Annotated in this window: 7 protein-coding genes; 3 read left to right on the top strand and 4 right to left on the bottom strand. The window is 38.8% G+C overall.

Annotated features, from left to right (window positions below):
* The 3 genes from HMPREF9304_RS10755 to HMPREF9304_RS10745 all read left to right on the top strand — a co-directional run.
* Positions 1 to 230 (top strand): PcfJ domain-containing protein (locus HMPREF9304_RS10755; RefSeq protein WP_036928991.1); only part of this gene is annotated, 230 nt, incomplete at its 5' end.
* Positions 231 to 255: 25 nt separating this feature from the next.
* Positions 256 to 510 carry a DUF8466 domain-containing protein gene (locus HMPREF9304_RS10750; RefSeq protein ID WP_036928990.1) on the top strand — a complete coding sequence of 85 codons (255 nt, stop codon included), beginning with the start codon at positions 256 to 258 and terminating at the stop codon, positions 508 to 510.
* An 8-nt stretch (positions 511 to 518) separates the two neighbouring features.
* Positions 519 to 737, top strand: a complete 219-nt coding sequence (locus HMPREF9304_RS10745; protein WP_036928986.1) for a hypothetical protein — start codon at positions 519 to 521, stop codon at positions 735 to 737.
* A 119-nt stretch (positions 738 to 856) separates the two neighbouring features.
* Here HMPREF9304_RS10745 and HMPREF9304_RS14555 read toward each other — a convergent pair whose 3' ends face one another.
* The 4 genes from HMPREF9304_RS14555 to HMPREF9304_RS15010 all read right to left on the bottom strand — a co-directional run.
* Positions 857 to 2,152: a hypothetical protein gene (locus HMPREF9304_RS14555; RefSeq protein WP_036928984.1), complete on the bottom strand. Its 1,296-nt coding sequence runs from the start codon at positions 2,150 to 2,152 to the stop codon at positions 857 to 859.
* Positions 2,153 to 2,226: 74 nt separating this feature from the next.
* Positions 2,227 to 2,736, bottom strand: coding sequence for a glycoside hydrolase family protein (locus tag HMPREF9304_RS10735; RefSeq protein ID WP_036928977.1), 510 nt, complete (start codon positions 2,734 to 2,736; stop codon positions 2,227 to 2,229).
* Complete coding sequence (locus HMPREF9304_RS10730; protein WP_036928974.1) at positions 2,723 to 3,208, bottom strand: DUF3872 domain-containing protein; 486 nt, start codon at positions 3,206 to 3,208, stop codon at positions 2,723 to 2,725. The genes HMPREF9304_RS10735 and HMPREF9304_RS10730 overlap by 14 nt, the downstream gene beginning before the upstream one ends.
* Positions 3,209 to 3,220: 12 nt before the next feature.
* A partial coding sequence (locus tag HMPREF9304_RS15010) for a conjugal transfer protein TraO (RefSeq protein WP_231564518.1) occupies positions 3,221 to 3,306 on the bottom strand: 86 nt, incomplete at its 5' end.

Below are 3,306 nucleotides of genomic sequence, written 5' to 3'. Positions count from 1 at the left end.
TGCACCATTGCGTATTCTCCAACGAATATTATCTTAAAGAGGACTCACTAATCCTGTCGGCAACCATTGAGGGCAAGCGGATAGAAACAATAGAGGTATCACTGAAATCATTTGAGGTGGTGCAAAGTCGTGGCGTGTGCAACAAGAACACGGAGTACCACGACCAAATCGTGAACCTTGTCAATGCCAACCGAAGGCTTATCAGACAGCGGATAAAGACAACAGCATAGTATGAACCATTAGATTATAAAAGACATGAAAGCAGAAATTGAGAACATCATTTGTAACTGGGCGGACGAGATACCGCACATACTCATTCGGGTTATCAATGCGATAACCTTGTCCGACAACGAGGACGAGTTAAGGTCGACAATCAATAAAATAGCCGAAGAAACGGAACTTGACAAATTCTTTGCATACGGCTATGGTGCACATCACTTTTGGCTCACACTACGCAAGTTGTCCAATGGAGAGCCAAAGGAGTACAGATTATTAAAGGTTGAATTTTAAGATTAGAGATGATGAAGAAACAAAGATTTTTAGTCTATACCGAATATGTTTTTGACGGCGTATTCGATGTTGTTGCAAAGAGCAAGGAGGAAGCACAGCAGAAAGTCCTGCAAGATTGTGGGTTGGTCATGGGTGGAAGTATTCACAGCACCCTGCCCGATGATGAGATAAATTGGGCTTTCGACAAACACCCTAACAGACGAATAGACAGAATAACGAAAGTGTAGAAATAGCATTTTGAATAAGAACAAGAGCCACGCAAACCGAAAATTTGCGTGGCTTCTTTTCTTTGTCTTTGAACAAGCAGGCGACCAAAGCAAAGAAGCAAAAGAAAGTCGCGAGGAAATTAATAACTACTTTTTATATTTGGAATATAGCTGGATAAATTCCAGTGTTTCCAAAGCATTGCATAAGGACAGAGGCTTTTATCTCCTACTCGTTTCCACGGCTCATTTATACACCGCTCATCCTCTATAGTATGAGGTGATTTTTCGCACCAATTGAACAGTTCACAAATATCAAAGCCATTGGCTATAGTATTATAGATTGCTTCAACTGCAGGAAAATACTCTAACCAGTAGTTAGATGGATTTTTTCCAATAGGAGGAATCATCCAAAAATCATCGTTTATGTCTTTTATTATTGGTGTTCCGACTTTTAACAGAATTTTTCTTAGCAATGGATTTGTTAAAGCATATCCATTTCGTACTATATCTAATATGAAATATCTATTCTTTATACGTTGACTTATCCCAAATCCTATCGTTGTGTGAATTACATCATGAAATGGCTTAAAAGACGCATTATTCATGTATAATTTCAGCCGCTCTCCAACCATAAATCCCATATTGATTATGCCCATTGTCAAATCTACTGGATTGCCCATCTGAACACACTTTTTATTATAGAAATAATCTATAACGTCATTCGCATTCTCTGGATTGAAATTTGTCTTTTTAAACTCTTTAAGGGACTCGATAAAAATTTTTGCTGGCTCAGAAAATTGCAATGAAGCATCGCATAAGGCTATTATCCGTAAAGGATTTTCTCCAAATTCTTCGTAATACTCCTTTACAATCATTTCTGCTGAAAGATATGGAAAATCTGGAGGAATAGAACTACCTCTTGTGATTTGTTTCTCTATTAGGTATGCCATACTTTCCATAATTGCTCGATAACCAAAATCAACAATTTTTCCTTTTGCCGAGTGTAGTTTCACCTTCTTAATATGACTTACAAATTGATTTCTATATGGAACCTCTTTTTCTTCAAAAGTAATTTTGGTCAAAAAGAATTCATTTTCTTCTTCAATATCTCCGCATGTCTCTTTATTAACAAATCGATTAAGATTTATATTTCCATAGTTATTATTGAAGGTTATTGGCAAATGTATATTCCCCGGGGACTTTTTGTATATCTCGTTAACTGCACCATGTAGATACTCGCTGTAAACATAAAGATTATTATACCCAATATAAGTTGTTATATCTTGAATAAAATGTATATATTCATGTATAAAGACAGACACTTCTTTCTCATTTATTTTTTCATAAGCTCTTTCTCCGCCAGGGAATGAAAAGGATAAATCCATACGAAAAAATGCAGGCATATAACTACCTAAAATTGTTTTAAGAGGTCTCATTTATGTTCCTATTTATTATTGATTACAAAATTAGTGATTCTTTGTAATGAAAACAAAAAAAAGAGTACGTAAAATCACAGAGAACTAAAGAACAGCGCATACTCTACCTTTCTCCGTTTTACTAATCCACTCAAAACTTTTCCCTTAGATCGGCAGAACGAAATATACTCTCGATAGAAGTTCCTGTCTCCAGACTCTATCTTTCGCAGCAACTTACTTTTGGGATGATTACCATAACCGAGCAAACGACCTACTCCTACATTGTAGGCAAGCAAGGTAAGTAGTAGTGCATCCTTACCATATCCTTTGAAGTGTTCAAAGCATTTCCAAAGGTCGGCACGCAGGAGAGAGTCTGCCTGCCGCTCTGACATATTAGGAGAAAAATGCTCGTGTGGCTGCAACCGATGACCGTATCCTACATAGGGATAACAATCCTTTCTATGTAGTCCCTCGAAGTATTTTACGACCACTACGACACGCTCAAAAGGTGATAAGTCTGCCAATCGCACCCCACGCTGAGCTGGGAGTGATTGACAGAACAAACATATTATACAGAATAAAGCAAAGCGTTTAGCTGTTCGCATCGTTCAAGGCTTTGGTTACTACTGCGATGGACTTTCCCTTTTCCTCCGTTTTTTCGTTATTGAAGTTGAACGACAGTTTGGCGATTTGCCCGAAGTTGTCCTCCACATACACATCAATGGCTTGTCGGTCTGTCGAAGCGGAGGTGTAGTAGAGTCGGAACACTTCTTTTGTGAGCGGATAGCGGTCGTTGGGCTTGAAAGCCGTCCCATTGTCCATTCTTAGCGTTCCTTTCCCGTCCAGCTGGAAATATCTGATGGTGTAGCGAGTGTCGGCAAAGTCGCCTTCACGTTTGAGTGTACACCTGATTTCTGCCATCTGTCCCTTGACGATGTCCTTCTGAACGGGCATCGTCTCGACAGTGAACGGATAACACTGCTGAACATCCAACTCCCTATCACAAGCAGATAAACAAAACACGGCAAGGGTTAGCACTCCCATTACCCATATACTATTAAAAATTTTCTTTTTCATTGTTCCCTACATTTATAGATTAAACCTGATTCCTGCCGATACAGCAGGGCGAAAATGATGAACATCCGTACCAAAGAGTATGCGTCCCTGTCCTTTGA

Source organism: Hoylesella timonensis S9-PR14 (assembly GCF_000762405.1).
Classification (GTDB): domain Bacteria; phylum Bacteroidota; class Bacteroidia; order Bacteroidales; family Bacteroidaceae; genus Prevotella; species Prevotella timonensis_A.
Note: the sequence above shows the minus strand (reverse complement) of the source record. Positions and strands in the feature narration are given on the sequence as shown.